The 25,443-nt window shown below is 42.9% G+C and carries 28 protein-coding genes; 17 read left to right on the top strand and 11 right to left on the bottom strand.

The genetic code is table 11. The annotated features are described in order from the left end of the window. Nucleotides 1-231: 231 nt before the first annotated feature. A complete protein-coding gene (locus tag KYS23_RS09660; protein WP_159531535.1) occupies nt 232-885 on the top strand; it encodes a dUTP diphosphatase in 654 nt (217 codons plus the stop codon). 107 nt (nt 886-992) lie between these two features. On the opposite strand, the gene KYS23_RS09655 is transcribed toward KYS23_RS09660, so the two are convergent. The 3 genes from KYS23_RS09655 to KYS23_RS09645 form a co-directional block, all read right to left on the bottom strand. Further along, on the bottom strand, nt 993-2,672 hold the full coding sequence (locus tag KYS23_RS09655; RefSeq protein ID WP_159531537.1) for an AMP-binding protein: 1,680 nt from the start codon (nt 2,670-2,672) through the stop codon (nt 993-995). Between the two features lie 267 nt (nt 2,673-2,939). Then, on the bottom strand, nt 2,940-7,121 hold the full coding sequence (locus KYS23_RS09650; RefSeq protein ID WP_218418470.1) for an EAL domain-containing protein: 4,182 nt from the start codon (nt 7,119-7,121) through the stop codon (nt 2,940-2,942). Between the two features lie 112 nt (nt 7,122-7,233). Continuing rightward, nucleotides 7,234-8,541 (bottom strand): ribonuclease J, encoded by a 1,308-nt coding sequence (locus KYS23_RS09645; RefSeq protein ID WP_373996592.1) that lies wholly within the window; start codon nt 8,539-8,541, stop codon nt 7,234-7,236. 166 nt (nt 8,542-8,707) lie between these two features. On the opposite strand from KYS23_RS09645, the gene KYS23_RS09640 reads away from it, so the two are divergent. Continuing rightward, nucleotides 8,708-9,364 carry a YceH family protein gene (locus KYS23_RS09640; RefSeq protein ID WP_159531542.1) on the top strand — a complete coding sequence of 219 codons (657 nt, stop codon included), beginning with the start codon at nt 8,708-8,710 and terminating at the stop codon, nt 9,362-9,364. Here the strand turns inward: KYS23_RS09640 and KYS23_RS09635 are convergent. The 4 genes from KYS23_RS09635 to KYS23_RS09620 all read right to left on the bottom strand — a co-directional run bounded on the left by KYS23_RS09635 (nt 9,361) and on the right by KYS23_RS09620 (nt 11,156). Then, nucleotides 9,361-9,591, bottom strand: a complete 231-nt coding sequence (locus tag KYS23_RS09635; RefSeq protein WP_159531544.1) for a DUF2789 domain-containing protein — start codon at nt 9,589-9,591, stop codon at nt 9,361-9,363. The genes KYS23_RS09640 and KYS23_RS09635 overlap by 4 nt on opposite strands. Before the next feature lie 65 nt (nt 9,592-9,656). Further along, nucleotides 9,657-10,007 carry a DUF2750 domain-containing protein gene (locus tag KYS23_RS09630; protein ID WP_159531546.1) on the bottom strand — a complete coding sequence of 117 codons (351 nt, stop codon included), beginning with the start codon at nt 10,005-10,007 and terminating at the stop codon, nt 9,657-9,659. Between the two features lie 16 nt (nt 10,008-10,023). Then, entirely contained in the window at nt 10,024-10,860 is an 837-nt protein-coding gene (locus KYS23_RS09625; RefSeq protein ID WP_159531548.1) for a LysR family transcriptional regulator, read from the bottom strand. A 128-nt stretch (nt 10,861-10,988) separates the two neighbouring features. Then, nucleotides 10,989-11,156 carry a hypothetical protein gene (locus KYS23_RS09620; RefSeq protein WP_201299263.1) on the bottom strand — a complete coding sequence of 56 codons (168 nt, stop codon included), beginning with the start codon at nt 11,154-11,156 and terminating at the stop codon, nt 10,989-10,991. Nucleotides 11,157-11,545: 389 nt separating this feature from the next. Between KYS23_RS09620 and KYS23_RS09615 the strand changes: the two genes are divergently transcribed. Next, nucleotides 11,546-11,905 carry a MaoP family protein gene (locus KYS23_RS09615; RefSeq protein WP_218418469.1) on the top strand — a complete coding sequence of 120 codons (360 nt, stop codon included), beginning with the start codon at nt 11,546-11,548 and terminating at the stop codon, nt 11,903-11,905. 266 nt (nt 11,906-12,171) lie between these two features. Beyond that, entirely contained in the window at nt 12,172-12,915 is a 744-nt protein-coding gene (locus tag KYS23_RS09610; RefSeq protein ID WP_218418468.1) for a PRC-barrel domain-containing protein, read from the top strand. A 40-nt stretch (nt 12,916-12,955) separates the two neighbouring features. On the opposite strand, the gene KYS23_RS09605 is transcribed toward KYS23_RS09610, so the two are convergent. Then, nucleotides 12,956-13,297: an ArsR/SmtB family transcription factor gene (locus KYS23_RS09605; RefSeq protein ID WP_159531554.1), complete on the bottom strand. Its 342-nt coding sequence runs from the start codon at nt 13,295-13,297 to the stop codon at nt 12,956-12,958. A 187-nt stretch (nt 13,298-13,484) separates the two neighbouring features. Here KYS23_RS09605 and KYS23_RS09600 point away from each other — a divergent pair, with 187 nt between their 5' ends. Both KYS23_RS09600 and KYS23_RS09595 read left to right on the top strand, forming a co-directional pair. Continuing rightward, the gene (locus KYS23_RS09600) at nt 13,485-13,835 is read left to right on the top strand and encodes a rhodanese-like domain-containing protein (RefSeq protein ID WP_159531556.1); all 351 of its coding nucleotides are present in this window, start codon (nt 13,485-13,487) and stop codon (nt 13,833-13,835) included. 73 nt (nt 13,836-13,908) lie between these two features. Beyond that, nucleotides 13,909-14,844 carry a LysR family transcriptional regulator gene (locus tag KYS23_RS09595; protein ID WP_159531558.1) on the top strand — a complete coding sequence of 312 codons (936 nt, stop codon included), beginning with the start codon at nt 13,909-13,911 and terminating at the stop codon, nt 14,842-14,844. 72 nt (nt 14,845-14,916) lie between these two features. On the opposite strand, the gene KYS23_RS09590 is transcribed toward KYS23_RS09595, so the two are convergent. Continuing rightward, a complete protein-coding gene (locus KYS23_RS09590; protein WP_159531559.1) occupies nt 14,917-15,522 on the bottom strand; it encodes an exopolysaccharide biosynthesis protein in 606 nt (201 codons plus the stop codon). A 577-nt stretch (nt 15,523-16,099) separates the two neighbouring features. On the opposite strand from KYS23_RS09590, the gene KYS23_RS09585 reads away from it, so the two are divergent. From KYS23_RS09585 to KYS23_RS09545, 9 genes are all read left to right on the top strand, one after another. After that, nucleotides 16,100-17,431 carry a sigma-54-dependent transcriptional regulator gene (locus KYS23_RS09585; RefSeq protein ID WP_218418467.1) on the top strand — a complete coding sequence of 444 codons (1,332 nt, stop codon included), beginning with the start codon at nt 16,100-16,102 and terminating at the stop codon, nt 17,429-17,431. A gap of 17 nt (nt 17,432-17,448) precedes the next feature. Then, on the top strand, nt 17,449-17,673 hold the full coding sequence (locus KYS23_RS09580) for a hypothetical protein (protein WP_057791242.1): 225 nt from the start codon (nt 17,449-17,451) through the stop codon (nt 17,671-17,673). A gap of 4 nt (nt 17,674-17,677) precedes the next feature. Further along, nucleotides 17,678-19,192: a sensor histidine kinase gene (locus KYS23_RS09575; protein ID WP_159531563.1), complete on the top strand. Its 1,515-nt coding sequence runs from the start codon at nt 17,678-17,680 to the stop codon at nt 19,190-19,192. Continuing rightward, nucleotides 19,182-19,634 carry a response regulator gene (locus tag KYS23_RS09570; RefSeq protein WP_013783668.1) on the top strand — a complete coding sequence of 151 codons (453 nt, stop codon included), beginning with the start codon at nt 19,182-19,184 and terminating at the stop codon, nt 19,632-19,634. The genes KYS23_RS09575 and KYS23_RS09570 overlap by 11 nt, the downstream gene beginning before the upstream one ends. Before the next feature lie 158 nt (nt 19,635-19,792). After that, complete coding sequence (locus tag KYS23_RS09565; RefSeq protein WP_159531565.1) at nt 19,793-21,778, top strand: response regulator; 1,986 nt, start codon at nt 19,793-19,795, stop codon at nt 21,776-21,778. A gap of 254 nt (nt 21,779-22,032) precedes the next feature. Next, a complete protein-coding gene (locus KYS23_RS09560) occupies nt 22,033-22,350 on the top strand; it encodes a DUF883 domain-containing protein (RefSeq protein WP_159531567.1) in 318 nt (105 codons plus the stop codon). A 3-nt stretch (nt 22,351-22,353) separates the two neighbouring features. After that, nucleotides 22,354-22,866 carry a hypothetical protein gene (locus tag KYS23_RS09555; RefSeq protein WP_218418466.1) on the top strand — a complete coding sequence of 171 codons (513 nt, stop codon included), beginning with the start codon at nt 22,354-22,356 and terminating at the stop codon, nt 22,864-22,866. 56 nt (nt 22,867-22,922) lie between these two features. Continuing rightward, the gene (locus KYS23_RS09550) at nt 22,923-23,180 is read left to right on the top strand and encodes a hypothetical protein (RefSeq protein WP_159531571.1); all 258 of its coding nucleotides are present in this window, start codon (nt 22,923-22,925) and stop codon (nt 23,178-23,180) included. 30 nt (nt 23,181-23,210) lie between these two features. Further along, the gene (locus tag KYS23_RS09545) at nt 23,211-23,762 is read left to right on the top strand and encodes a CC0125/CC1285 family lipoprotein (RefSeq protein ID WP_218418465.1); all 552 of its coding nucleotides are present in this window, start codon (nt 23,211-23,213) and stop codon (nt 23,760-23,762) included. 80 nt (nt 23,763-23,842) lie between these two features. Here the strand turns inward: KYS23_RS09545 and yfbR are convergent, their stop codons facing one another. Beyond that, nucleotides 23,843-24,496: a 5'-deoxynucleotidase gene (gene yfbR / locus KYS23_RS09540; protein ID WP_159531575.1), complete on the bottom strand. Its 654-nt coding sequence runs from the start codon at nt 24,494-24,496 to the stop codon at nt 23,843-23,845. A 254-nt stretch (nt 24,497-24,750) separates the two neighbouring features. Between yfbR and KYS23_RS09535 the strand changes: the two genes are divergently transcribed. Together KYS23_RS09535 and KYS23_RS09530 are read left to right on the top strand one after the other, a co-directional pair. Then, complete coding sequence (locus KYS23_RS09535) at nt 24,751-24,927, top strand: DUF1328 domain-containing protein (protein WP_041452796.1); 177 nt, start codon at nt 24,751-24,753, stop codon at nt 24,925-24,927. 54 nt (nt 24,928-24,981) lie between these two features. Beyond that, nucleotides 24,982-25,176, top strand: a complete 195-nt coding sequence (locus KYS23_RS09530) for a hypothetical protein (protein ID WP_083820183.1) — start codon at nt 24,982-24,984, stop codon at nt 25,174-25,176. Nucleotides 25,177-25,226: 50 nt separating this feature from the next. Here the strand turns inward: KYS23_RS09530 and KYS23_RS09525 are convergent, their stop codons facing one another. After that, complete coding sequence (locus KYS23_RS09525) at nt 25,227-25,442, bottom strand: hypothetical protein (protein ID WP_159531577.1); 216 nt, start codon at nt 25,440-25,442, stop codon at nt 25,227-25,229. Between the last annotated feature and the right edge of the window lies 1 nt (nt 25,443).

Raw genomic sequence — 25,443 nt, 5'->3', positions numbered from 1 at the left:
CCCTTTAATTTATATAAGTCTTTCCTTAGGTTACTAATGGTGCAGGTGCACCATTTATGTACCATGAAATCATTCCGTGTCGCTCTTTAAACCTGCAACAGAATTAAGCTAAATAAGTCTTGAATAAACATTCACTGACTCTTCGCATTGCAGTACAATTTCGTCAATAACAAATCAGGCGTAGCGCAACCTAGTGCTTGATTTAATAAAGACACCGTTTTAGGAATAATAATGCTTACACAACAACAACTTGCCACCATGCTTGCACTACAAGACAAAATGAACACAAAAGTTAACCCCGATTGGATTAACGCCGGTTACGGTTATTTGCGAGCAGCTATGGTGGAATCCGTTGAAGCTATTGAGCACCACGGCTGGAAATGGTGGAAAGCACAGCAAAAAGACTTACCACAACTGCAAATGGAATTGGTCGATATTTGGCACTTTGCTCTATCTGCCTGCATCATCGATTCAGAGGGTGAGGTAAGTACTGCCGCTGAAAGTATTGCCGCACAATTGGCCTTAGGCGATGCTATCGTGACGTTCGACGGTAAAGACTACCAACCAAAACAACAATCGTTACTAGATAACTTAGAATTGATGACCGGGCTTTGTGCTGCTAAACGTTTTAGTGTGCCACTTTTCATGGAAATTGTTGAGCAGTGCGATATGCATGCTGATGAACTCTATCGCCAGTACGTAGGTAAAAACGTTCTGAATTTCTTCCGCCAAGATAACGGTTATAAAGAAGGCACATACAAAAAAGAGTGGCAAGGCCGCGAAGACAATGAACATTTAGTTGAGGTTATGAATGCCTTAAATCTGTCAGATGCCAGTTTCAGTGACAACGTGTATAAAGGGCTACAAGCACGATACACTGCGTAACGTAAACGACTTTGTGCTAGTTACTCTTTACCTAACAGCACCTACAAAAAAGCCGAGCTTAGTCATGTGCTCGGCTTTATTATTATTTACGCTGCTAAACCGATAAGTTAAGCATCTACCCATACTAGTTTTTCTTTGTATTCACCTTGAATTACGCCGTCAAAACGCTCTTCAAGCACGTGACGTTTTACCTTAAGTGTAGGGGTAAGTAAGTCGTTCTCAATACTCCACTCATTTTTCATAATAACTACGCGATCCATAACTTGGTGGCTTTCTAGCTTCGCATTGATATGTTCAAAAGTCTTTTTAAGGCTAGCTTCAACACTGGTCTTATCATGCTTCTGTGCATCTTCACTCAGAACTAACAACGCGACAGGTTGAGGAAGGTTATTCCCCGTTACACAAACCTGTTCTACGATAGGGTTTTCCATAAATTTAGCTTCAATTGGTGCGGGCGCTACGTATTTGCCCTTGGCTGTTTTGAAAATATCTTTCAATCGGCCGGTAATCTTAACGTAACCGTCTGCATCAATAACGCCTTTATCACCCGTGCGAAGATACTTATCATCAGTAAAAACTTCTGCTGTTTTATCTGGCTCTAGGTAGTACTCCAGCATATTACAAGGCGCTTTAACTTGAATCTCGCCTTCTTCTGAAATACGAACATCTACACCATGATAAGCTTTTCCAATACAGCCAATTTTGTCGTGACGGAAAGGCACGCTGCTAGTGCCGTAGGCACTGTTTTCCGTCATACCCCAACCTTCTGAGATATAAACGCCAATTTTAGCGAACCATTCGATAACAGCAGGCGCTAATGGTGCTGAACCACTGGCCCATAATCGCGCGCTGTCGATACCAATACCTTTACGTACTTTCTTCGCTACCAACTTATTAATAAGGGGAATTTTCAGTAAGGTATCGAGTTTTTTCTGTGGCATTTTAGCCAATACGCCCATCTGGAACTTAGTCCAAAGACGTGGCACTGAAATAAACAAGGTAGGCTCACAATGAAGCACATCACGTTGGAACGACGATAGCGTTTCAACAAAATGGATTTTGCCACCACTGTAATAGCTGGCTAATTCAACCAGAACCCGTTCGGTAATGTGAGCAAGGGGAAGGTAACTCAAAATCCGATCGGTACTGTCAACGCTAAGTTGCTCCAAGGATTTTTGCGCCGCCCAACAGATAGAGTAGTAACTGTGCACTACCCCCTTCGGCTGACCCGTACTGCCCGATGTATAGATAATAGTCATGATACTATTCATATCTTGAACAGGAGAATCATCTATTGGCGAACAATCGATAAACGCTTTCCATTGTTGCTTGGTATCAATATTCGGATAAGGGAACGCGACGGTATTATATTCGGCTGGGATAGACGCTACTTGCTCTGCAGTATTATCTAACTTACCTACGAACAATAATTGAACGTCGGCGTGCTTGAGAACATATTGAACTGTGTCAGGGCCGGCAGTAGAGAAAATGGGCACTGAGATGTGCCCTGCCATCATAATACCTAAATCGGTAATAAACCATTCTGCACAGTTTTTTGAGAAAATACCGATACGGCTGCCCGTCGGCAACGCCATTTCTTCAAGTCGTTTCGCTACGCGACGAGCAAGGTTACCCACCTGCTTCCACGTATAATTTTGATATTCACCATTAACAGGTTGAGTAAGGAAAACGTCGTCCCCACTGGTTTGCTCCCAGTGGTACAACATACTTAATGGCGATTTAATCACTTCAGTGCTGTTTGCGTTTGCTGTCATGTCTAGCGGCATAGGTCACTCATATGTTGTTATAATGTAGCTTATTTTTACAATCATTTCACAGATCTCTAATAAGCCTTATTTTCAGATGAATAACAAGCTTTTTAAACGGACGTTTACATTTCATGCGATGAATGACGTGGCGTAGCGCCTGAAATTTAGATTTCTTATAGTTCAGACTTAACTTCTATGATGATCTAATACGCGTCATTTTTAATCAAACATCCGTTATTCCAGCACTTTAGGAATTCCTCGGTATACTCTAATCGCAGAATTCACTCACCATTGTTTGTTCAGGTAAGGGGATAGTTCGCTGCTAGGCATAGGTTTAGCGTAAAAGTAGCCCTGATGTAATACACAGCCTTTCTCAGACAAACTTAATGCCTGCTCTTGAGTTTCAACCCCCTCAGCAACACTCAGCATATTTAAGCTACTAGCGAGGGTAATTGTGGTGGTAACCAACGCGTCGTTAGCATTACCGGGTGCCATATCGTTAACGAAACTCTTGTCTATTTTAAGTACTGATAGTGGGTAACGCTTAAGATAACTTAACGACGAATAGCCCGTACCAAAATCATCTAACGCTAGAATGAAACCTGCATCAACGAAGCGTTCAATTTGACGCAGCGCATTGTCACTATCATCCATCAATACCCCTTCCGTAATTTCAAAACGAAACGCTTCTTTTGGCAAATTGAATTCTTTTAGTAACGAAAAAACACCCTCTAAATCAAATTCAGTTTTAAAATGAAGGGCAGATAAATTGATTGAAACGAAGCCTCTAAAGCCATCCTCATACCACATAGCGAGGTCTGCGGCAGCCCTACGCATCGCCGCTCGAGTCACTTCGATGATATACCTCAGCTCTTCTAATACTGGAATAAAGACGTCTGGGTAAATGGGATTACCATCTAGCTCACCACGCAGTAATAGCTCAACCCCTATGGTGTTTTTTTCGCAGGTATTAATGATTGGCTGGTAATGGTTGAAGAAACTGTCTTCAGAATAAGCCCGTTTTATAAGGTTTTCTGTGATGAGCCTATGTTTGGCCCTATCATTCATATCTTTTGTGAAATATGTGAAGCCACTAAGCGTATCTTTCTTTGCAGAATACATGGCCACATCGGCTTGCTTAATAAGCTCGGCGGGCTCTGTGGCATCATCGGGGTAAAAGGCAATACCCACACTGCAAGATACACGTAGCACTTCATTGGCCAGCGAAATTGGTGTTTCTACCGACTCAATTAACTGTGCCACAAAAGAGGTTAGCCCGTCCGTGGTTTCCATGTCTTCAATGACAATCACAAACTCATCGCCGCCCAAGCGAGCTACGGTGCCTGCATCAGATGCCAAATTGCGCATTCGATTAGCCACCACCTTAAGTAGCTTATCGCCATAATCATGGCCTAGTGAATCGTTAATGCCTTTAAAGCGGTCTAAATCAACAAATAACACTGCAACATGGGTATTTTGTTGACGCGCCCCAGCAATGGCATGCTCTAATCTGTCCAGTAGCAAACTGCGGTTAACTAAGCCCGTCAGGCCATCGTAATTAGCAAGCTTTAACAATTTGCGTTCCGCATTTTTTTGCTCAGTAATGTCGGACACCACGAGCAAATAATGGTCAGGTTGCTCGCCCATTTCGTTACCTTTAACAGCACTAATGTCTATAAGTACGTCGTACTGCTTCGTGTCAGCGCCTTCAATGACCGCTTCGTCTTTCCAAAACTCTCCCCCTTTAAGATCAGAGAGCTTGCCAGATAGCTGCCATTCCAATGTAGGGTAACGGGTAAATAGCCTGTCAATTTGCTTTGCTAACGATTCTTTAGTGTTGAAATTAAATACGTTTTCAAATGCGGGATTTGCAGCCACTGGCACTTTATTTTTATCAAAAATAAGCACCCAGTCTCGGGTTTGGCGAAATGCATCGTTGAAAAGTAACGCTTGCTGCTGCGCTTTTTGGAGTCGAAATAGATGACGCTGTCGTGATACCACGTACGCAATGATAACCAGTAGTATCAAGGTGAAATACGCTGCATAGGCGAAGGGCGAACGCCATGGCACATAAGGCATATCAAACGTCAAAGTCGCCGGTAAAACGTTATATTCTACACTGCTGGCAAGTGGCCCCACTGTAAAGTGATAACGACCTGGCTCCAAGTTAGTTAGGGTGATTTTATCGTCTTCTGACACGCCCTCGCTGATAACTTGATTGTAGCGTAATAAGGTGTAGTGATACTTTGCTTTACCCACTCCATTCATCGACAAGGATGAAAAATGGATAGTCATTCCGTAATCTTGATAATCCAAACTGATATTCTGCCCGTTTAGATTGCCTAATGGGAGTGGAAGCTCACGAGAATCGACACTGACATCAGTAATGGCAGTTTGTCTTGAAACCAGGTTCGAGTTACTACCGATTTGTTTGAGTAAAGCAGGAGAGAAAACCACAACACCTGATGTTGAACCATAGGCGAGTCGCCCATCAATGAGCTCAAGTGATGCGCCTTGATTAAACTCTGACACTGATAACTCTCGGCCATAAATAAAGTTTTGTACTTGAGCTGAGGCTGGTGAGTAACGATGCAATCCAGAATGCGAGCTAAACCAAATATCCCCATTACTGTCTTTTTGTAGACCGTAAACGATATTGGAGAGCAACAAGTTACTCTCGTTTAACTTATAAAGCGGCTCAAAAGTGTCGGCATCTACCCCGAATAACCCATAACCACTAAAAGCTAACCACAGCACACCTGTGTTATCGATAACCCATGACGTTATCGACCGTTCATTGGCTCGTTGCTTTTCTGAAAAGCGATAGACCAGTTCATGCGCTAAGGTAACAGGGTCAACCAGCCATAGTCCGCCAACCATGGCGAGAAACAACCGGTTGTCGTGATAAGAGGACGCACCTAAAAAGCCTATGGAAAAATTGATATCGAAGATATCCTCGTCCAAATCGATAATATCTAATTTTTGCGCTTCTAAGTTGTAGCGGTAGTAATGATTCCCAACAAAATATAAGTCGCCATCGGCACCTAAAGTAATGCTGGAGTTCCAGGCATTGAACACATCGTTATCAGAAGATGATTGCAGTGGAGGCATGGATAACTTTCCAGTACTGGGGTCGAATAACCGGATACCCATGTAAGTTTGCACATACAACCTGCCATCGCCCGTTGGTACTAACTTTTCAACCAGCCACTCTCTTTCGGCCACAAATTCACTATCAGAAGTAATGAATTGTTCAGATGTGCGCGTTACGAGGTTAAATCGATTCAGCCCATTTTCGGTTCCGATCCACAACACGTCTTTATCAGTTTGGGTTAAAGACCAAACCACACTGTCGCTTAGCGTTGTGCTTTTGTCATTTCGATTGTTTTGAATAGCGTAAATTTCGGCGCTTTTCACCCCAAAATACAGTGCCCCCGCATAGACCGAACTTAACCAAAGATTACCGGCATAATCGGTTTCAATATCAACAATGCGCTTGTTAGAAAGCTCTGTTCTGCCGTTATGAGGCTCAAGAATGTGTTCACTCACCCACTTATTTTGGCTAAGCTGTAATTCAAATAGGCCTTCGTTGGTGCCAAACCAAAATGCGTTGTCATCACGTTGCTCCATCGTCCAGACATTGCGGCTTTTGACTACCAGCTGAAACCCCGACGACTTGCCGCTAACAACATGAGATAACAATTCGGCTTTCGTGGTTTGAAATAACCCATTAACGGTACCTACCCAAATTCGGCCTTGTGTGTCATGCAGTAAAAACTTAGTATTTAGGTTATCCACATCGGGCTCAACGCCGTTTAGGTAACTAACGGAAATGGCTTCTGCATCAGCAATGGATAAATCAAGGGCATCCAATCCATCACTGGTGGCCAGTAACAGCCAATTGTCCACGACGATAATGTCTCGGATGAAATGCCGTTGAGCAATCAGTTCTTCACTTAGCGTGAATATCGACTCGTAAGACATGGTGTTAGTATCAAAGCGAACGACCTGTTCAGGCATGGCAATGAATAACGTGGTTTCATTTTGCCAAAAAAATTGACTCACATCCTGCAACCAATCTTCTTGGGTTGAAAAAGGCAACGCCACTTGTTTCGTGATGACTTGGGTGTTGAAATCAAGACGGTAAACACCCGATGCGTACGTGCTTATCCACAACGCTTTGTCAGTTTCCAGGCTAATCTTGTTTATTGAAGCATTAACGAAGAGGTCGTTAGGGCCTTTTATGATTTTGGTTCTAACACCATCCCAACGCGCCACGCCGCCATCAGTAGCTATCCACACAAAGCCATCCTTATCAATAGCGATGTCGTTAACTACGTCTTGTGGAAGCCCATTTTTAGTGGATAGCGATTGGAATACGGGATTTGAAAGACGGGGGGGCTCAGCGTAGCTAACAGTGCTAACGAAACAGACAGCAAACAAAACTGAGATTAGGTACCAGCGCATGACAACTCGCATGAATGAATCGTTATTATTATTTTTTATAGTGTATCAGAATGTTTGAGTAAATTGCAGTCAGTACCATTAAGTTACTAAGACGCTCGTCCGTTTCACTTTATTAGTCTTGTTGTACAGGAACTCGCCCAGTATTAATAACTTGCCGTCGGATGCTCGGTTGAGGTGCTAAGCGATACAAGTCACCGTTTTGCCCCACATAGTGTTTTTTTACACCACATTCCTTGGCAATCATCGCGTGTGCTTTAAGGTGCTCCTCTTCGCCGTGCACAGGAATAGCAATTTGAGGTTTCACCCAGTGATACATGAGTTTGAGTTCTTCGGCACACGGATGCCCGCTTGCATGAATGGGCAATTGACTCTCTTCACTCATTATTACCTTAACGCCTCTAGCACTAAGCACACTGTTTACCCGCTTGATGCTATCCTCATTGCCCGGTATCGCAATAGCGGAATAAATCACGGTATCGCCTTTGTCTAATTGCAAATGAGGGTGACTGTCATTAGCCATTCGAGAAAGGGCCGTATTTTTCTCACCCTGACTGCCTGTTGCCACCGCGAGTACTTCATTTGGTGGTAAGTACCCTAAGTGAAACGCATCTGCCACAGGCAAATCTACAGGCCAAATGTCTTGCTGGCGGGCAATGCTGTACATATTGATGAGTGAGCGCCCGTATAACGCAATGTAGCGCCCAGTTTTTTGGGCAACCCTTGCAAGGGTAATTAGCCGCGCTATGTTACTACCAAAACACGTTACGACTACTCTGCCCTTCAGTGGTTTAATTGTACTTAACAAACCATCATAGCAATTGCGTTCAGAGATTGAGAAACCCGGTTTTGTTGCATTGGTAGAATCCCCCACCATGGCAAGAATATTTTCGTTCCCTAAGGCGCGGTAAGTATTACTGTCAAAAGGCTTACCGGTAATAGGCTGCGCGTCTATTTTCCAATCGGCAGTATGCAAAACCGTGCCCGCTGATGTGGCTATTTTTAATGCATAAGGCTCGGGCAACGAATGGGTTACCGATAACCAACTTACATTAAATGGCCCCAGTGTCAGCGTTTGCTCAGTGGCAATCTCTACTATAGGCACTTTATTGACTAATTTTGTTTGTGCCAGTTTGCGGCGTAACACTTCGGCAGTAAACGAGGTGGTGTAGATGGGGCACTGAAAACGCGCCCATAGATACGGCAATGCGCCAACGTGATCTTCATGAGCATGGGTAATTACAATCCCCGCGATGTTTTCTTTTTGCGCTGCAATAAAGGAGGGATCTGGTGCCACTACCCTATGATGAGTTTGCTTATTTGTGCCAGAATAGCGATAAGGAGGAATAAGAGGTTCGTCGAACGACACCCCGCAATCTACCATTAACCACTTGCCGTCATGCCCATACAGGTTCAGGTTCATGCCTATTTCGCCCGTTCCCCCTAAGGGCAAAAACCAAAGTTCCTCTTTTTTCGGCGTTATCAAACCTTAACCACTCCTTTAACTGCTTGCAGGTTAGAATATAAAACTTCCATGAGAGTTGTTACTATACTTTCATACGTAAATACTTAAAGACCGAATATCTGTCATGACCACGACTTTATCTGATATGGAAGCACGTGTTATTGGTGTATTGCTTGAAAAGTCAGTCACTACGCCAGAACAATACCCTTTGTCACTTAATGCGCTGACCAATGGGTGTAACCAAAAAAGTAACCGATTGCCCGTGACCCAGTTAACTGAAGACGAGGTAATCAAAATTCTTGATGGGTTGAAAGGCAAACGAATTGTTCAAGCTTCGTCTGGTTACGGTAGCCGTGTGGACAAGTACTCTCATCGTTTTTGCAATACCGAATTTGGCGATATAAAACTGAGTGATCATCAACAGGCCATTATTACTGAACTTTTGCTACGTGGTCCGCAAACACCCGGTGAACTGAGGGGGCGGTGCCAGCGATTAGCTCAGTTTGCCGATATCAGTGATGTAGAGGCAACCATCAGCAGCTTACTTGCTTACCAGCCCGATGCGCTTATTTACTCATTACCAAGAGAGTCAGGTAAAAGAGAGATACGCTATAACCACACATTTTGTCAGCTAGATGAGAACGAGAATAATAACAGTGGCAGTGAAAGCAAAAACGAAAACACTGATACTGTTGAAACACTAAAAGCGGCTCTACTGCAAGTAAAAGCCACCCTTGCCGATTTAGAATCGAGAATTAATGACTTAGCATCTGGCGACTAGTGCAAACGTACGTTAAGTTGGTCAATAACTTCAGCCCAATCAGCGTCGTCTTCGATAGCCGTTTTCAAGAAATCCGCTTGGCTTTCAGACCAAAACGGCGCTTCGAAAATATGTTGGCGCTTATTTAAGCCTTTGTGCGTTTCAATAAAACTTTCTATCGCTTCATCGCTACTAGCTAGCCCTAACTGTTCAAACAAACTGCTCATAGTCGGTTGTTCAGTAAACATGGTAGCTCCTCTTCAATCATGATAATCCGTTAATATTGAAACGCTAAAAGCAAATGATGGGATCATTAAATTTGCTGTGCAAATTCCTCTGGTTCCATCACTTCACCTTCTTCTCCTGGTACCGGACAAACCATAACCGTAAGATTGTCTTGCGTCATGCCGCCCACCCATTTGTTAAGAAAGTCTTTGGTAGAGATTTCCATCGCTTCACAGTCTGACCAATCTTCAGTTGCCCATAGCAAAGCAAGAGATGATTCTGGCCATACAGGAATGCCATCTTCATCGTCTGTCGTTAACATCACGCAACCATGCTCATCTTTAAGAATGAAAAGCTTGCCCGAGGTTTTAATTAATTCAACGCTGGCTTCTAAGCGTTCGAACGCGTTCATTTGTAATAATGGGTGTTGAGTTGTCATAATTTTCTCTTTGCTATTAGGCTGGGTGTATGGCCGATACACTGGTAATTAAGGCTTCAAGCCCCACACGCCTGACTTGTTTCATGGTGTGAAGATAAACTTTCATCGTTATACCTTCTAAAGGCTGTATTAGTGAAATTGCGATAGTTGGATCAAGTTGATTTACCGTTCCTTCAGGGAGTACAGCAACGCCACCTTCATATTGTAGGTTATTTAGGGCTAAGTTGAGTGAGTTCGTCCGCAGTTTAGCATCACGAAGCTGAGGGTATAACGTAAGCAATAGATCTCTGGCTTTGCTGCCCCAATCAATGGCCACAAACTCTGCCGCGTCTACCACATTACCGCCTTCGCCGATTCGGTATAACCCTAATTGTTTTTCCAGTAACACTTCACTTTTAACTTCTTCTGACTTTAGCGGCTCTGTTGAAAAAGCTAAGTCAGTCACCCGCTCGTGTAATTGACGAGATAAGCCATCGAGGGAGAGTACTTCTGCTTTAACTGACCAATCGGGAAAGGTATTGTGAAGGTGACTCAAGGTGGTTGGCAACATTAATTCACTGGCTAACTGCGTTGCACCGCACACTACATATTCAGAAGATTGAATTTGTAGCTCTTGCTTAGCTTCATTAAGCGTACTGCAAAGTTGGCGTGCATACGGCAACAGCTTTTCACCCGATTGGGTTAGCTGAATACTATTGCGCTGGCGTATGAATAGCGTGGTATGAAAATATTCTTCTAGCAACTTGATCCGCGCACTTACCGCAGATTGCGTTAGATAAAGATTTTCAGCTGCTTTGCCAAAATGTCGGGTTTTTGCAACTTCAATAAATGTGGTGAGAAAGCGTATATCCATGCTTCTTACAAAACCGATAAATAAGTGATTGTAAACTGTCACAGATAATACGGCATGTAAACACAAAAGCACAGCAGCGCAATGCTATAAAAGCAGTGCGCTGTATTTATTTTCAACTAAGAAGCGTATTAACTGCCTTCGTGCATCAAACGGCGCTGTTTCTCTCGACGTTGTAAGTCACGATTTTGTTTGTTCTTTACGCTTTGGTGGCGCTTAGCGCTCACCTTCTTGGTGTGAAAGTCTTCCTCTTCTACCGAGTCCAATTCTTCACTTTGGTAACGATAGTCTTTACTCATGTCTATCTCTAGGTTATTGCCACTTCGTCATTATTGTCTTGGCACCAAAAATAGAAAACGAATTTTTATCATCGTTGCGACAATAATTTTTTATAGTGGGTTTCGCTCACGTATTTCGCATTATCCCCTCAATTCACCTACGCCCAGGCACCTCTTCAATGCTGAATCAAAAAAACAGCAAAATTACATTATATTCATAACCTTATATAAAATTAAAAGAAAAAATCTTTACACACACACACTTTTTTACACCCCACAAACTCGTACATATTTACACTTTATATTTTCCAACAAAATTTTTTATTGATAAGGAAAAAATGTTTTGTTTTATGTTCTGATTCTTTTGTCTTAAAAGTTCGCTTGAAGACAACTCAATGCTGGGTACAACCATGAAAAATTTATCAATCCGCGTTTCTCAAAAACCTTTTATAGATAGACAAAAATTTCCTTATGGCTTTCGAAAATCTGGCGATTTCAGTATTGGTGAGGCAGATATACTAACCGGTTATGGAAAAACCCTGCTGGCACTGGAATGTGGAGAGTTAGCACCAGAGACGGATGATGAGCGCCATTTTCTAGACTTTATTAATGGTAAAGTGGAAGCTGACAATACTGTTGAGCGCACTTGGGGCAAGTATGTACGCTTGTCTCGAGGCAAGAAACATTTCTATACACTGCATAGCAGCGCCGCGAGTAACCAATCTGATTACGATGAAGATTACAGTGATGAAGCATTCGATGTAGCCTAATTACAACTCAACATCGCCTCAACCAGCTTGGTGCCAATCGGGCTGGTTGATTTTATTTGTGATATGCCCCGTTATTCCCCACTTTGTTGATCCATATCTAGATTGCGCTCGAACAAATCTTTGCATATTTGTAATGTTCAAACAGATGGTTCTATATTAATAACTTAGCATTGTGAAATTGCTATTTTACGCAAACCACGCTGTTGAAAAATAGTAGAACAATATCTAATGAATTACCCAAGCCACAAGGCAAAGGAGGCGCAGCGATGATTGTGTCATATAAACAGATTAAACATTTTTCAATTCATGCTACCGATAAGGACATAGGCGGCGTACGAGATATATTGTTTGACGATAAAGATTTCGTCGTGAGGTATGTGGTTGCCGATACGAATACATGGCTTCCCCTTAGCAGGAAAGTGGTGATATCACCTATTTCGGTCACACGCTTGGATCAAGAAGAAGAAACCGTGGATGTTTCCATGACTGCAGACACGCTTAAAAACAGCCCATCAATTGACGAACATAAACCTGTTTCAAGAGAATTTGAAGAAACATTATTTCGTTACTTTGGTTATGGTTATTACTGGATAGGCCCTGGCGCTTGGGGCGATTTCGCTCATCCCAATCAACTAGCCGATCCTGAGTTAACGGCCATGGGTAAAGAAGAACTAGAAAATAAACCTGAAAATCACTTACGGGCTTGCGGAGAAGTCAGTGGTTACGAAGTGGCAACCCAAGATGATAATGTAGGACATATTAGCGATTTCGTGTTTGATACTGAGGGGTGGCAGATTCAGTTGTTAGTGGTTGATACAAATAACTGGCTTCCTGGTGGTAAAAAGCTTGCAGTACTGCCCTCTGACATCAGGAAAATTGATTGGTCTTCTCACAATGTCTCTGTCGACCTAACCCACGAGGGATTGATGGCTAGACCGGAAGTTGACCTTGATAAATTGAGTGACGCTGCATATGTAGAGGCATTGGTGGCAAACGCTAAACTTGTCTAGCTGGACGAGTACAATTCGAACAAGAGCGATTAACTATCAGTTAAGTTAAGTCGTTCTGAGCGCAAAAGAACTTGTGGAGCAAGCCTATGGTTTGCTTCACCCTTTCATCGGCCAATCGATAATAAATGGTTTGTCCGTCTCGGCGTGTGGCCACCATTTTAGATTCTCTTAATAGTGCTAGATGCTGTGAAATTACTGGCTGTGAAACGTCTACATGGTCTAACATTTGAGTAACAGATAACTCTTTGTCCATTAAAGAACACAACACCATTAAACGGGTTTTATTTGCCAACTGCTTAAGATAAAGCTCAGCTTCCATTGTATATTGAGCCATTTCGCTCATATTCACAGATAAATCATCAACGGCTAAATTATCAGTCATAACAACTCACTTATAAAGTTACGTAAACAGGCTACCACCCTGCCACCTTATACTAAAGTATACTACTATAGCGGTGAACGCCAAAACTCAATGTCACTTTTTTATAAAAATATAATAAAAGCAGAAGGTAGAAAATATAGCGCATTCCTTATATAGTAAACTTATTATTATTCTTCAAGGTGCCTCAATGTTAATTGATATCAGTACTAGAATCGCCAATATCCCTTTCCCCATTCGTTGTATAACGGCTAAAGAAGCAATGCAGGAAATATCTTCTAATCATGGGTTATTACTAGATGTTCGTGAACCCGCAGAGGCAGCTTCTAGCCCTGTAGAAGCTGCGTTAAATATTCCTCGTGGCGTACTTGAGATGAAAGTTATCGAAAAATGTAAAGATGCCAAATTTCCAATCTATATTCATTGCGCCTCAGGCATTCGTGCTAAGTTAGCTGCCGAACAGCTAATGAACATGGGGTATGACAACGTGAGCGTGGTAACGTGTTCAATTAGCGATATTAAGCAAGCCACCGACGCATAAGCGCTGACAGCCTCTGGCCGCTTGTGGTATAACCGCGCTATACTGTGACAGAATAATCGATTAGAGCTCGCGGATGTTAAAATCTACGTTAGAACAGTGGCGCATGTTTAAGGCAGTGGTTGATGCGGGAGGCTTCAATCAAGCTGCCGCATTAGTGCACAAGAGCCAATCTAGTGTGCATCACGCAGTTCAAAAGTTAGAAAACGCCATTGGCGTTGTGCTGTTTGAAAACAGTGGGCGTAAAGTAAAACTCTCTCCTCAAGGCGAGTTAATGTATCGGCGAGCGGCGTTTGTATTAAATGAAGCTCAGAAGTTAGAAGCTGTAGCGGCTAGCTTACAAGCGGGAACCGAAACCCTTCTTCGCATCGCTGTTGATATCATTTTCCCATCAGACTTACTTTATAATGTATTGAGCAAAGTGTCTGAAGAATTTCCTCTTCTACGTATCGAGATTGAAGAAACCGTGTTAAGCGGCGCTAACTCCTTGCTTGATAGTGGCAATGTCGATATCGCGATTTCACCTTTCCCCTACCCCGGCGGATTCAGTGAAGATTTATGCGAGATAGACTTTGCCGCTGTAGCGCATGTCGATCATCCTTTGCACGCTCTCGACCGTGCGTTAACACTAGAAGATTTGAAGTCGCATCGTCAAATTGTAGTAAGGGATTCATCGGCTGAACGTAAAGTTGATGCAGGTTGGCTTGGCGCTGAGCAACGCTGGACGGTTAGCCACATTAGAACGTCAGTAGATATGATTTCTCAAGGACTTGGATTTGCTTGGTTACCTATCGCTATCATTAAAAAAGAATTAGAAGAAGGGCTATTGCTGCCACTACCTCTTGATAGCAGCAGCGGTTTACGCCGCGCTATGCTTTATCTCACATTCGAAGATGGCGATGGTCTAGGGCCCGCAGCGAGAAGCTTTATCGGTGAACTTCGATACCAATCGATGCAGCTTCCTTCTGCTGATGGCATGCTTGAACAATGCGTAGAGTCTTTACAGCGGTAGCTTAAGCAGTGGCAACCTGTTAGCGCCGAATTATACTTAATTTTTTGTTCTGTAATTGAAAGCTGAGTTCGCCTATCCAATACCTAGCGCTAATTGTTGGCCCCCATACAAAAAGCCAAATAGGGCAATGGACAATCCAAATAGTGCTACCGCACCGTCATCTGTTGCCATACCTATAGCCATAATCAATACTGCAAACGCCGGTATTAACCCCATGAACGGCACTAACTCTAATGGCACCATCATCAATCCACAAGCCGCGCAGCTCAGCGCAATGAGAGAACGAAACACAGGTTGACGCATAAAAAACCAGCGTGGCATTAAGAAACGATCAAACCTTACCGCCACGGGTTTCATTTTATTAACCAAAAATTCTATTCGCTCAGCATCCATTTCAATTTTCATAATGGTAGCGGGAAGCCACGGGTGACGTCGACCGAGTAAAATTTGCATTGCTATCAGTAAAATTGTCACACCGGTAATGGTGGGCACACCGGGGATGGCTCCTATGGGCGTTGCCGCAATAAACGCAGGCAAAGCTAACATGGGTCCAAACCCCCTTTTTTCCATGGCATTCCAAAACTCGGAAAACGCCATAACATCAGTTGTGTTTTTAGGCTGCATCTTTCCCAACAACTCATAAAGTGTCATTGATCTTGCACCGGTTTCCTTAAACATTTTCATTCCCTATATATGGCTAAGACAACTGCCTTATTTCCATCGAAACCTATGCGTCTTGGGTGATAGCGAAGCGCAATACGCTTTGGTTATTCCATCAATAAATAAACTTGTTGAGCAATATCACCGTACACACCGCTTATACTTAACGCTGACTACAGGTAAAAATCTGAGATAAATTTTTCAGAAATTTGGACATAAGCGCTGAGTTTTCGCATTCGGTTACAGAGCTACAATGCGAATGACAATGCGATAATTGTGCCATTGGAGTTGGTCGCTGTTTCAATCTGTGCTTTTTTGGTAGCAAACGGCACAATCTGTGCTTTATCAGGTAAAGATATGTCGGTGTGCGGATTATATTTAGCTAGCCATCGTTTAATTTAATGCGTGGAACGCATCGTAACGCTAGCTAAAAGATATTGCTGCATTGTTCAACCAAAGTTGAGTATGAATGCGACAAGGTCTACGTTTGAATGTAATAATGCACAAATAATTATAAAATCTGGTCAATTCACCTACCCAAGTCACTTAGTGTAGCTATCAGGAAGTGGTTGGTCATTACAGAAGGGATATTCAAGTGTTAACTGTTTTACTTGTAGATGATGATGCCGAGTTTACCGAGGTGGCCTGCACTATTATTGAGTTTCTCGGTCACGAAGTACTAACCGCAGCCACATTAGGCGAAGCGCGAGACTGGTTAAAGAAAGAAACTTTCGATCATGTATTACTTGATTTCATGTTGCCAGATGGCAGCGGCGCGCACTTGTTCGATGAACTTAACGCCCTTCCTAAACGCCCACGTATTACCCTTATTACCGGACACCCATCGGTAAAAGGTGTCATTAAAGGCTTATGTGGCCCCAATATTGATTACCTTGTTAAACCTATTCAACGTGAAGACATTGAAGCGGTATTAACGGGGAAACCTAAAGTTGCTGAAGATACCAGCGAAAAAATCGAAAAGCATTTCGACTTACTTATTGGCGAGTCTGCGCCAATGAAAGAACTCTACAAACTAATTGAAAGAGTGAGCAGAACGAGCGCTAACGTCATGCTGCTTGGCGAAAGTGGTGTAGGTAAAGAGGTAGTGGCAGCCGCCATTCACCGCGCCTCTCAAAGTGAAGGGCCTTATGTCGTCACTAACTGTGGTGCCTTTTCAAAAGAACTGATTGGTAGCGAATTATTTGGCCATGAAAAAGGCGCCTTTACTGGTGCAGTTGGCCGTAAAGAAGGAGTTTTTGAACAAGCTGAAGGCGGGTGTTTATTCTTAGATGAAATCACTGAAATGCCTATCGACATGCAGCCTAACTTACTACGCGTGTTGGAAAATAAAGTGGTTATTCGTGTTGGCGGTACTAAAACCATACCGGTTAATTGCCGCGTAGTGTCAGCCACCAACCGAACCATGGAAGAAATTGCACAAAGCAAAGTGCTACGTGAAGATATCTACTTCAGACTCGCGGTGTTTCCAATCACCATACCCACTTTGCGCGAACGCAAAGAAGACATTCCTCTATTAGCTAAAACCTTTATTGAAGAATTTAATAAAGACAATGGTTCTGAATTTAGTTGGCAAGAAAGTCAGCTAAACACCTTACAAGCCTATGATTGGCCGGGTAACGTGCGTGAATTAAGGCACTTTGTTCACCGTGCAGCCATTATGAGCGACTCGACAAAACAAGTGATAGAGCTTCCTAAAACCATAGAGTCGCCTTTTGCTAAAAAGCAAAGTACAGCGCCAGCACTTCAAGCTGGACGTACTATTGAGGATGTTGAAAAGGAACTTATTTACGCCACGCTTGAGAAAGTAAATGGAAATAAGACCATGGCCGCTGACATGCTCGGGATAAGTACTAAGACCCTATACAATCGACTTCACGCGTATGGCGATTTGGTCAAAGAAGACTAATAAGGCAGGAAAAAGTTATGACAGAAGATGAGTTTGCCCGATTGAGCACCTATGTACACGATGCACGCAAACCCCTGAATCGCATTTCTATGCAAGCTGAATTGGTAAAAATGGCGCTTAATGGCGAAGTTCCCGCCCAAAAAGCGATGGCAGCATTGGATAAAATAATTTCCAGTGCAAAAGATTGCAGTGACTCCCTTTCTGAAATGACTTCAGATTTTGGCGACACATTATTGGATTGATGTAATGCTTAACAAAGTTTTGTCTTCGCTATACAGCTGGGTGATCATGGTGGTATTCGTGATTGCTATTATTACTGCGAATTCATTTTATGTGGTTCAAACCCTTGATGACTTGTCAGCCCTTGAAGCGCGTTTGTTTACCACAAGCCGCGTGATAAGTGCGGTGAACAAGTTGCATGTGGCCGTGTTGCGCGCCGAATCTGGCACACGAGGTTTCCTTCTTACCGAAGACGAAGCCTACCTTGAGGAATACACCGAAACCTTAAACAATTTCACTGCGTTAGCAGACGAAGTTGAAGTAAGTGCGTTAGCATCCGACCTGCCGCAACAGTCGCAACGAATTGAAAAATTACTCGCCCTTACCCGCGTTAAAATAAATGGTATGGTCCGGATTGTAGAGCTGGTAAGAGTAGGTGATTTAAATCAAGCCTTCACCTTGCTTGAAAGTGATAGGGGCCTTGATTTATACAACGATTTTGAGAACATGTTCGAACGCATTGATTCGTCTGAAAGAGATATCCAAGGCACGCACCTAGCAAGCTTAATGAAGCTAAGGCGTGACTCGGTGAATACACTATTAATCTCTTCCGGTACCACTCTATTTCTTATTATCTCAATCTTCTTGTTGTTAAAAGCCAACATTCGAGAAAATGAAAAGCATAAAGATACCCTTGTTGACGTTAATGAAGACCTAGAACATAAAATTTCAGAACGAACTCAGGAACTACGAATTTACTCAGATGAATTAGCCCGCAGTAACCGAGAGCTTGAAGACTTTGCCTTTGTGGCGTCTCACGATCTTCAAGAGCCGCTTCGTAAAATTCGCGCATTCGGTAACCGATTAGACTCTGGCTACAAAGATGTAATGGATGAACGTGGACAAGACTTTCTTGCCCGTATGCTTAATGCGGCAGAGCGTATGTCTATGTTGATTTCTGACCTTTTGTCTTTTTCTCGGGTTTCTACACGAGGCAAAGATTTCGAGCAAGTGAATGTCGGTGAAGTTATCGATGGTGTACTAGGTGATTTAGAAATAGCCATCGAAGAAAAAGGTGCCAATGTTGTTGTGCAGGATATTCCAACTATTCGCGCAGACAAATCACAAATTGATCAGCTGTTTCTAAATTTGTTATCTAACGCTCTGAAATTTCAAACCGCTGACAAAGAGCCTCTTATTGAAATTACAGCTACAACGCCAAGTGAAGCTGACATGAAAGACATATTGTTAGCTGACGAGTATGACTGGATTAAAATTCAAATTTCAGACAACGGCATTGGCTTTGAACAAAGTTTTGCAGAAAAGATTTTTGCCCCATTTCAACGCTTACACGGAAGAAGCGAATACAAAGGAACGGGGATTGGCCTAGCGGTATGCCGACGCATTGTTGAACGTCACAATGGACAAATTTCGGCAAAAAGCTCGCCAGGAAAAGGGGCAACCTTTACTATCCTTCTGCCAACAAACAGTGAGCCTTTTGGCTCTCTAAATAATAATGGAGATACCACACATGACGCGTAAACAAACCCAACCAATTAATATTCTTATGGCAGATGACGATGAGGACGATCGTCTATTAACCGTTGACGCATTGAAAGAAAGCCGTGTGTTAAACAACTTATTTTGTGTTGAAGATGGCGTGGAGTTACTCGAATTTTTACGCCACGAAGGTAAATATACAGATGCGAGCAAAGCGCCCCGCCCCAGTTTAATTCTGTTAGACCTCAACATGCCACGTAAAGACGGCAGAGAAGCGTTACAAGAATTGAAAACCGATCCTAAATTACGTGGCATCCCAGTGGTCATTCTGACTACATCTAAAGAAGAAGAAGACATGCTTCGTGGATATGACTTGGGCTGTGCTTCCTATATCACTAAACCTGTGAACTTCGAAGGACTCGTCGAGCTAATGCGCGCACTAGGTCGCTACTGGATTGAATTTGTAGAATTGCCACACGATTAATTGAATCATATTTATTCGATTCAAGCTGTTATGAGTCAATATTTTGGGCTCAGTAAATTGTTACTCATGTTGTACGGCGCTAACCATTAGGGCCGCTATGTTTGAAAGCGCTAGCTATTCAGCGCTAAGTTACGACCAAATGTTTTATGGAGCGCACAGTGACCGAAGTTATCCGGGTTTTACTGATTGAAGATGACGAAGATGATTATTTCCTAACATCGGATTATTTACTTCAATACGAAGAACCCCGTTTTCAGCTTACCTGGGTGACCAACAGTGCCGACGCCATAGACGCGTTACAACGTCGTAATTTCGACTTGTGCCTGCTCGACTATCTGCTTGGCGCAGAAAACGCCGTAGATGTGTTGGAAGTGCTGAAATCGAATCAGTTTAACCTTCCGGTGGTTATTTTAACCGGTCAGTCAGACTCTCAGGTTGACGAATTGGTTATGCGAGCAGGTGCAGCCGATTACCTGCAAAAAACAGAAATTGAGTCACCGCGTTTCATGCGAACCATTCGCTATGCCATGGTGCGACGAGAGATAGAAAACGAGCGATTAGAAAGACACAAAGTAGAACAACAGAACAAAGCGAAAGATAAATTTTTGGCTCACTTAGGCCACGAACTTCGCACCCCGCTTACGTCTATTTTAGGTTACACAGAGCTGCTATTAGATGACAAAGGTAATGACCCTTTAGCGCAAGAGCTTTCTATTATTTACTCTAATGGAAAGCACTTACTTGGCCTGTTAAATGACCTTCTAGATATGTCTCGCATTATGGCTGACAAACTTGAACTTAATATCAAAGAGGTACATTTAGGCCCGTTCCTTACTGATATCCACTCGTTAATGCGATTAGCAGCGAAAGATAAAGATCTTGTTTTCGATGTAATCGCAGAAACCAAGATACCTGAAGTGATTGAAACTGACCCTACTCGTTTGCGTCAGGTATTAATCAACTTAGTCAGTAACGCTGTGAAATTTACCGATACAGGAGCCATTACCGTCACGGTAGAAGTTCGCCCTCCAGCGCCTGGTAAAATCAACGAACGGTTACACTTTATTGTTGAAGATACCGGCATTGGCATGCCACCAGATAAGCTAGAGAAAATCTTTCAGCCTTTTGAGCAAATCGAAGATATTATGCGTGCAAACCATGGCGGAGCTGGTTTAGGTTTAGCAATAAGCCGTGAACTCGTTGCTAAGCTAGGCGGAAGTATTAATGTAGATTCCGTTTTTGGCAAAGGCAGTCGCTTTTCGTTCTCCATCGATCCCGGTGACATTAGCAAACAAAGTCGTGCTCATCTTGCGCTTAAGCCACCTAGCAGGGCTGAAGCCAGTAATTTGGATTTACAAGTTACTGGCAAGGTGTTGATTGTTGATGATATTCGTGAGATTCGCCGCTTAACAGGGCACTTGGTTAGTCAATGTCATGCAACTGTAGCGTATGCTGAAAACGGGGTTAAAGCGTTGGAGGCTGTTTTACAAGCCGAGGAAGATAACGACCCCTTCCATTTAGTGTTAATGGATATCCACATGCCAGTAATGAATGGCATTGAAGCCCTTCATGCAATAAGACGGCATAAGAGCAACGTACCTGTTGTGGCAGTCACAGCCGCTAGCCGTAAAGGATTAAAACAATCTCTAATGGATGATGGGTTTGACAATGTTATTGGAAAACCTATTGAACGGGCTGCCCTTACTGAGGTGCTAGACCAATATTTAGTGCGGTCTCAAGGACCAGCCGTGTCGAAAATAGAAACCGTTAAAACAGTAACTCAAAGTACTCAAGCTCAACCCACCTCTAAAAAGGTATTAGTGATAGAAGACGATGAGGACGCAGCTGAGTTATTACAATTATTTTTGGTACATCAAGGCCATGATGTTATTACGGCAAATACGGGCGCAGATGCTATTGAGCGTATGAACGAAGTGGTATTTGACCATGTGTTAATGGATTTAACTCTTCCCGACTATCACGGGTATGACTTAGCGGCCGAGTTGAACCAAATTCAGCCCAAGGCGAAGTTGGTTATTGTCAGTGGAAACGAGCCGGATAAAGATACAATGAAGCACTTAGGTGTTAGCCAGTCGCTGCTAAAGCCGGTGAGCAAAGAAGATTTAATAAGTGTGGTGTCTTAAAAAGACGCCAAAAGATACTGTTAGCTGCCTTCTTGTAGCTAACTTGCCCTCACACGATTTGTAGAATTCTTATCGATTACGAAATTATTACACGGCCTACCTTGCAACTCTTACGTTGAATTAAAATTCAGCCTCCCCCTCAAAACACGAAATAGAATAAAATAGATTAAAAACAACAAGTTAAATATTATGTGTATCTTGGTACAAGCGTTGCAACTCTCTATATGCAATCTAGCAAAATTAAGGAGAGTACTATGGCAACACAAACTACTACGCCAAAAGCAGCGAAAGTGAATAGCGTAACCGAGCCTAGTCACCCAGTCACGGATCAGTTAAAAGAAACACTTCATTCGTCAGTTGATAAACTGGCTGATAGTGCAGCCGTAGCTGAGGACAATATTCGTAACACGGCAAGCCGCTCTGCGGACAATATGTCTGAACGAAAACGTTTAGCTGAGCAAAAATGGCAGTCATCTGGTGTACGCAAGTATGCTATCGAGAACCCGTTAGCAACTGCTGGTATGGCTTTCGCAGCAGGTATGTTAGTTACTTCATTATTTCGCAAGAAATAAAGCATGCAGCCTTTACCAGATTTTCGTAGTGCCACATACACGCTGAGCAGCGAAAATCCGTTTCGCCTGACTTCTCCGAGAAGTCAGGCGACATTTCGCATTCCCCGGCAAAGTTCACAAGGCGCGTCATCCGAGTCGTCTAACAACAATCCCCCAGACATTACCTTTGAAGAGGCGCTGGCTTCTTTTAAAGCGCTTTACGCACAGAAAAAATATCAAGGCTTTGCATTAATCGACCTGATTAACGCTGAACTTCAACTCATTACCAAGTCGATTTTTGTCAGCATTTTTGGCGCACTTACCGCATTTGCATTAGGTGGCTTTTGCTGGATTTTACTCAATTCGTGTATTGGGTTAGCGATGCACCATGCCGGCATGCCTGCATTACTTATTATGGTTATATTGTTACTGGTTAATAGCGTATTAAGTGTCGTTGCATTTATACATGCACAAAGTGCATTTCGTTTTATTAATCTAAAGCGGCTTACCACATTAATGCAGTCTTTAACCAAGTAGCAGCAAACTCGTTACGGGATTGCCGTCAATCAGCGTAAAACTAAGGAGCACTTATCATGAATATTTTTCTGAAAAAGAACTTAGAGGATATCAGGCAGTGCCAGCATAATTATTTAGCCCAAAAACATCATGCTGAAGAATCATTTGAAGAGGCTAAGCGAGATTGTCGTCTGCTTATGGGCAAACCTGAAGTATTATTGGGTATTGTTGCCGCTGGGGTTTACAAAGGTATAAATACTGACGCTCCAAAGAGCAAAAGAAATCAAGCTATTATGACTTTTGTGCGCACCACCGCACTTTCGTTCCTAAAATAATAGTCACTACAATTAATACTAGGAATTACCATGCGCTTACCAATAAAAATGAAAATAGCGGCTTTAGCATGCAGTTTATTTGTTACCGCTTGCACCACTACACCTGTTGCCTCGCCAACACCCTACAAATCTGCGGTCACTAAAGAAGGCTATGGGTATTCTAGCGTTCAACTAACCGACAATGAATACCGAGTATTATTTAAAGCAACAGATCGCACACCAGCAGATGTCATTCAGCAATACGCATTGCGCCGGGCCGCTGAACTCGCTAACAAACATAATTATGAATGGTTAACTATTGTCAAAACCGACGTTGATAAAAAACCTGTCATGGCCAGAGCAGTGACCCACAGTACAGATGAACCCCAACCATTTGCGACCAACCAGCAATGCACTATGTCTGGTTGTACCGAGGTGGCACAGCCTGCACCGGGTCAAGGGCAAAACACGGTAACGCAGACACAGATTAATGACGTTTACTTCTCCATTCTGGTCAGAATGAGCAATACCCAGGGCAGTTTAGGCAAAAACGCGATGTCTGTTACAGAAATTCTCTCTGACCAAGTAGATAACGTTAAGTAAGCGTGATTCAAACAGAAATAATTTTTGATGAAATGACCGCCAAATGGCGGTCGTTTTGTTTACAACGCACATTGCTTTATTTAACTTTGCTCAGAATCTAAATGCAATGTGTTGGCTCGCTCCACCCAATCAAGATCTTTGGTTTGTTCATCCAAGGTCCCCTTGGCATCTTCTAAGAAGACTTTACAAAAGTAATCTACTGACTGAAACCTCTCTCGGTATTGTTTCAATTGCACTTCCATTTCATACATAGCGTTTGAAAACTCTGAATTGGATTTTGACAACTCATAATCACATTTTAGATACGCACATAACACGTCAGCGGCTTTAGCAAGCCGTACATGAATATCATCTTTATCTTGTTCTATTAAAGGCTGGTAGCGCTTCTGTAAAGGCTCAGGTAAGGTTTGTATCAGCATAGCCTCAAACCTACGCTCCAGCTTTTTAATTGCCGCAGTAGTTTCAGGGTCGTGGTACTTCACAGGGCTTGGAATGTCACTCATGCCTGCAATCTCGCTGCCTTCATGGAAAATAGCCATAGCAGCGACTCGGTCGGGGTTAACATCCTCATTGAACACATCCGCTGCTATAGCGCCTAGCATGTGAGCGACCATAGAGGCTTCGTAGATGTGTGTAGATAACATTTCTTCTTGAAATTGTGCCATTAAAGGCCATCGTTTCACGTTTCTTGCCCGTTGCATTAAACCTATAAATGCGGAGTGAGTTTTTGCCATTTCGCGCCCTTTAGCATAACGATAGTAAAAATTGATAGTAGCATTTGCAGATCGGGAATGCTGCCTTGCTTACTATGCCCCCCGCCATGTAAAAAGTGCAAATGCTCTGTAAACCTTGTTTAGCCGACGAAGACATTACCAGCCAAAAGCAGTGAAATTCAATATCAAATACATATAAATCATGCACTTAACATTCAGGCACGGAGTTCGCATTAATAACTATGTCAGTAACGGAGCAAAAAGAGGATTTAGCTATGTTAGGTTGGGCAATTACTTTTTTCATTATCGCCATTATTGCAGCAGTTTTTGGTTTTGGCGGCATCGCAGGTGCAGCAACAGGTATCGCACAATTTTTATTCTTTGTGTTTATCGCCTTACTAGTGATTTCACTAGTCGCGAATGCCTTACGCGGTCGGTCACCACGAGCATAGATTTACCACACATTTAGATATTTTTAGATACTTTTAGGAAACAGGAGAATGGACATGATCTCACAGAAATCATTATTGAAACTTTTAGCAGCTGGTACATTTGCACTTACACTTGCGGCATGCGGTGATAACAATGCAGAAGATGCAGGCGAAGAGCTAGACGAGATTGTTACAGATGCAGGCAACGCGGTAGAAGATGCTTGTGAAGATGTTAAAGAAGGCGCAGACGCCGAAGATAAAGACTGTTAATACTCGCTTTATCACAGAAAAAGCTGATGGACGTTGTCCATCAGCTTTTTTTATACTTCTTCCCCGCCAAGCTCTCGCGCTAAGTCGTCTAAATCAGATAACGTACTATCAAATTCAGCTACCGCATACCGGTAAGATACCAACACGTGACGATCAGTGCGGCCAAACTTCACGACAAGCGAATCAACATCCATGTGTTTAACCGTGTTGATAAACCGATACGCCGTCATCTCGCTGGCAAAACCAAATTCAACTTGGCTTTTCATC

This window comes from Alteromonas lipotrueae (genome assembly GCF_019249255.1).
GTDB classification, from domain to species: Bacteria; Pseudomonadota; Gammaproteobacteria; order Enterobacterales; family Alteromonadaceae; genus Alteromonas; species Alteromonas lipotrueae.
This window is presented reverse-complemented; position numbering and strand designations above follow the sequence as displayed.